This window comes from Zhongshania sp., assembly GCF_041623545.1.
In the GTDB taxonomy this organism is placed as follows: domain Bacteria; phylum Pseudomonadota; class Gammaproteobacteria; order Pseudomonadales; family Spongiibacteraceae; genus Spongiibacter.
On the sequence record NZ_JBFJWS010000288.1, the window covers coordinates 1 to 4,065 of the forward strand.

Below are 4,065 nucleotides of genomic sequence, written 5' to 3' on the forward strand. Positions count from 1 at the left end.
CGCGGGTATGGCCGCAGGTGGGCGCCGCCTCCGACAGGTATTTTTCAGAACCCAGTAGGCGGGCAACCAAGCGGCAAAACTGATTAGCACTGCGCTAAAATAGGCTAGGCCCTGTTGAATCCCTGCGGCATATACCAGAACTGGGAGGCCGAGTTGGGCGTAGCCATCTCCCGTTTTTGATACACTGCGGGCAATACGGGACAAGTGTTGCTGGTGGCGGGTGTTTACGCATGCCAGAAACATTCTTACATCGAACTGATTTATCGACTGTATTAAACGCATAGTATGATCCTCACACCAAGGACAATACGCGGCGCTGTTTGCAGTTGTGTGACTAAAATAAGTCACTTTTAAGACAGTGGCAGCAATTGCTGCCGCAGTTAGTCGATCTTAGGCATTTTCTATAAGTAGGATACTGCCCCGGTGGCGGCGATTGGTAGTCACTTCGCGGGGGAGTAGTTCGGCAAAAAAGTCGTCAATACAGGCTTCGGCAACGTCAATGAATGGTGGGCGGTGGGGGTCGGCAATGAGGATTTGCTTCACGCCGGCAGCGACGGCCCGGGCAATGAGTTCATATACCGCTTCACTCATTTCGTCCCAGAAACAGATGTCGCTGGCGATAATTATGTCGTATTCGACGAGCTCATCTGTGCTGAGGGCGGTAAAATCCTTGCTCAAGGTTTGAATATTGACCTGATTGTGTTTTGCCAAGAGCTCAAGATAGGGGAATACCGCGGGGTCGGCATCTAATGCAGTGACATCGGCTTGCTGATACTTGGCGCAATAAATGCTGGCTAATCCCCAGCCACAACCCAATTCTAGAACTCGACTACCGGGTGCTAATGGATTTTCTTGTAAATAGTCCATTAGCACGTAGGCGCTGCCCCACAGTTTATTGCCGTGCAGATGAGTGGCTGAGGTGCTGCGTTTTAGTTTGCGCATATCGGGGTGGGCGGCAAGCAGGCTGGTGACACCGAAATACTGGCGACTATGTGGTTTGAGGTCAGACACGATTTTTCTCCGGCTGCGCGCTGAATAATCTGCGTATTTTAGGGTTTGCCATTGTGGTGCGCGAGTTTTTATTAGCAGAAGGTCTAATTCCGATTGGGGTGCTGGCGGCGTATGCTAGCAGCGGGCCTAAACGACGATGAGGAAGTCAACGTGGTAAAGAAGTTTGATTACGATATGGTGGTTTTGGGCAGTGGTCCGGCCGGCGAAAGCGCAGCACTAAATGCGGTTAAGCACGGTCGCAGTGTAGTGGTTGTGGAAGCCCAAGACACAGTAGGGGGCGCCTGTACCCATCAAGGGACTTTGCCCTCTAAGGCACTTCGTCATATGGTCCGCCAGGCCATTCGCTTTAATCAAACACCGATATTTCGCGATATTGGCGACCCTCGGACATTGACCTACCCACGTTTATTAAGTCATGCCAATGAGGTCATCGCGCGGCAGGTGGCCATGCGCAGTCGATTTTACCATCGTAACCAAATTCGCCTAATTCACGGCGAGGGTCGCTTTGTCGATAGCCATACCGTCGCCGTTTATCGCGATGACGGCCAAGAAGAGGTCATTAGCGCGGCGAGCGTGGTGATCGCGACGGGCTCAAGGCCATATCGGCCGGCGAATATCGACTTTAGCCACCCGCGGGTTTATGACAGCGACAGTATTCTTAAAATGAACAATACCCCCAATAAGATCATTGTTTATGGTGCGGGTGTCATCGGCTGTGAATACGCGTCGATTTTTTCCGGTATCGGTATGAAGGTCGAGTTAATTAATAGCCGGGATCGCTTGTTGGAGTTTTTGGATGACGAAATCTCTGACGCCTTGAGTTATCAATTGCGCAACACTGGGGTAATGATTCGCCATCGCGAGGTGTATCAGTCAGTAGAGCTAAGTGACAAAGAGATTGTACTGCACCTAGAGTCGGGCAAGCGCCTGCACGCCGATGCTTTGCTGTGGTGTAACGGGCGCAGTGGTAATACCGATCGACTAGGTTTGGAATCAGTTGGCTTGGAAACAGACCATCGCGGTCAGCTAGTCGTTGATGAGCATTATCAAACGGCGGTACCTAATATTTTTGCGGCAGGTGATGTCATTGGCTGGCCGAGCTTGGCTAGCGCAGCTTACGATCAAGGCCGGTCGGCCGCTGCGTCGGCCAGGGGTAAGGAGCATTGCCGGTTTGTCGATGACGTGCCCACTGGGATATACACCCTGCCGGAAATCAGTTCCGTGGGTCAAACCGAGCGGGAGCTAACCGAAGGCAAGGTGCCGTATGAAGTGGGGCGGGCCTTTTTCAAAGATACCGCACGAGGCCAGATCAGCGGAGAAACGGTGGGGATGCTGAAATTACTGTTTCATGTCGACACCCTTGAGATACTTGGCATCCATTGCTTTGGCGCGGAAGCGGCGGAAATTATTCACATTGGTCAGGCGATTATGAAACAGCAAAATGGCGGTAATACGCTGCGCTATTTTGTGACCACAACCTTTAATTATCCGACGATGGCGGAGGCCTATCGTACGGCGGCCTTAAACGGCCTCAATCGGCTTGGTAAATGACGGATTTGGCTGGTGACATATACTTACACTGTTTGTGTGAAAGTTAGTGCCTGCTAGCGATTGGCGATAGTAAATTATGGCGAAAGTATTGGCTTGGCATCGACCAGAATACCGCTCGTAATACCAGGTCGAAAAATAAAAGAAAATATTTATTGACAGAAAAGCAAGATCATCATAAATAGTGCCCTGAACCACCACGGTTAGCCGAGGTGTTCATTCTGTATAGACGTGGTACTGGAGTGGGCAAGCAATGGCAAGTGACCTAGCTGATGATGATCTCGATGATCTGGTAGAAGATGATTCGAGCGCTGATTTTGATGAGCGGCGGGATATGGGTGGCCGCGACAGCAGCATCCGCCGTAAAATTGAAGAGCGCCTGGAGCGTAAACGCTTGATGGATGAGCTGGACCTGCTGGACGATTTCGACCTGTAGTAGCGTGTTTTGCCCTGATCCGATGGGCAGGCATTGAGTTCTCCGCACAAACGCCACATAGAGTGGCGTTTTTCATATATATCGTTGCCGTTTAGCAATACTTAGTTGCTGATTTTTGGCTGCGGTAATACCATCGTTGGTCAAGGTGTCTGATTTGCATGCTGCTGCCGTGGGCGTTACGGTAGACACAATGTGTCTGGCCCAATGTTGTGGTACAGCAAAAATATAGCCTCATTTATCAATAGGATTTTGTGATGAACTGGAAAGCCTTATCTGCGGTTGTTGTGATTATTGGCATTGCCGCATTTGTATGGTTTGTATTAGATCGCTCGGCGACGAGTGAGTTTAATGATGATACAACTGCCGAAGTAGCCGAAGTCGCGAACACGCCAGAAAAGACAGTTAAGCAAACGCTGGCGGTTGAATCTGAAGCTGACTACAGTGAGAAAGCGGCTGAAGTCCCTGAGCCACCTGCAGCGGTAAACGGCAGTGACGAGCAAATTCGGGCCGCCGCTGCTAAATTGTCGGCTCCCTTAGCGGGATGGCTGCAGCCCTCCGAGCAAGTGCGCAAGTGGGTGTCGGCCGTGGATCAGTTGGCGACCTACCGATTACCCACCAAGCATCTGCCCTTTGTTTATAGTAAAGAACCATTTTTAGTGATTAAAACGGAAGACGGCCTCACTAACGATCCCGGCAATTTTAAACGCTGGGACGGTATGATCGAGACGGTTACCGCCGCCGACCCCAAGAGCTTGGCGATATTCTATAAGAAATGGTCGCCGTTTCTTGAAGGGACTTACAATGAGCTGGGCAACCCGCAGTCCTTTGATAATCAGTTGCGTACCATGATTGAGCATTTGCTCATTGTTGAGCCGATTCCTGAAAATGCTGCGATGAAGCGGCCTAAAGTTTTGTACGAATATGTAGATCCAGTGTTAGAAAATGCTGACCCGCTGAGCAAGTGGATGTGGCGTCTTGGTCCAGAAAATATGAAAAAGCTGCAAAACTGGTTGCGCGAACTAGAGAGTTATTTGTAAATCGCGTTTGGCCATCACAATATGGGTGCCATC

4 protein-coding genes and 1 pseudogene are annotated in these 4,065 nt (G+C 50.5%); 3 read left to right on the forward strand and 2 right to left on the reverse strand.

From position 1 onward, the window contains the following. Both ABYT30_RS16570 and ABYT30_RS16575 read right to left on the reverse strand, forming a co-directional pair. Positions 1–282, reverse strand: a pseudogene (locus ABYT30_RS16570) (hypothetical protein); the annotation flags it as partial. Positions 283–390: 108 nt separating this feature from the next. Then, positions 391–1,011: a methyltransferase gene (locus ABYT30_RS16575; protein WP_373080712.1), complete on the reverse strand. Its 621-nt coding sequence runs from the start codon at positions 1,009–1,011 to the stop codon at positions 391–393. Between the two features lie 111 nt (positions 1,012–1,122). Here ABYT30_RS16575 and sthA point away from each other — a divergent pair, with 111 nt between their 5' ends. From sthA to ABYT30_RS16590, 3 genes are all read left to right on the forward strand, one after another. Continuing rightward, complete coding sequence (gene sthA, locus ABYT30_RS16580) at positions 1,123–2,562, forward strand: Si-specific NAD(P)(+) transhydrogenase (RefSeq protein WP_373080711.1); 1,440 nt, start codon at positions 1,123–1,125, stop codon at positions 2,560–2,562. A 250-nt stretch (positions 2,563–2,812) separates the two neighbouring features. Then, positions 2,813–2,995, forward strand: coding sequence for a PA3496 family putative envelope integrity protein (locus ABYT30_RS16585; protein ID WP_373080710.1), 183 nt, complete (start codon positions 2,813–2,815; stop codon positions 2,993–2,995). Between the two features lie 254 nt (positions 2,996–3,249). After that, complete coding sequence (locus ABYT30_RS16590; RefSeq protein WP_373080709.1) at positions 3,250–4,032, forward strand: DUF3014 domain-containing protein; 783 nt, start codon at positions 3,250–3,252, stop codon at positions 4,030–4,032. Positions 4,033–4,065 lie beyond the last annotated feature (33 nt).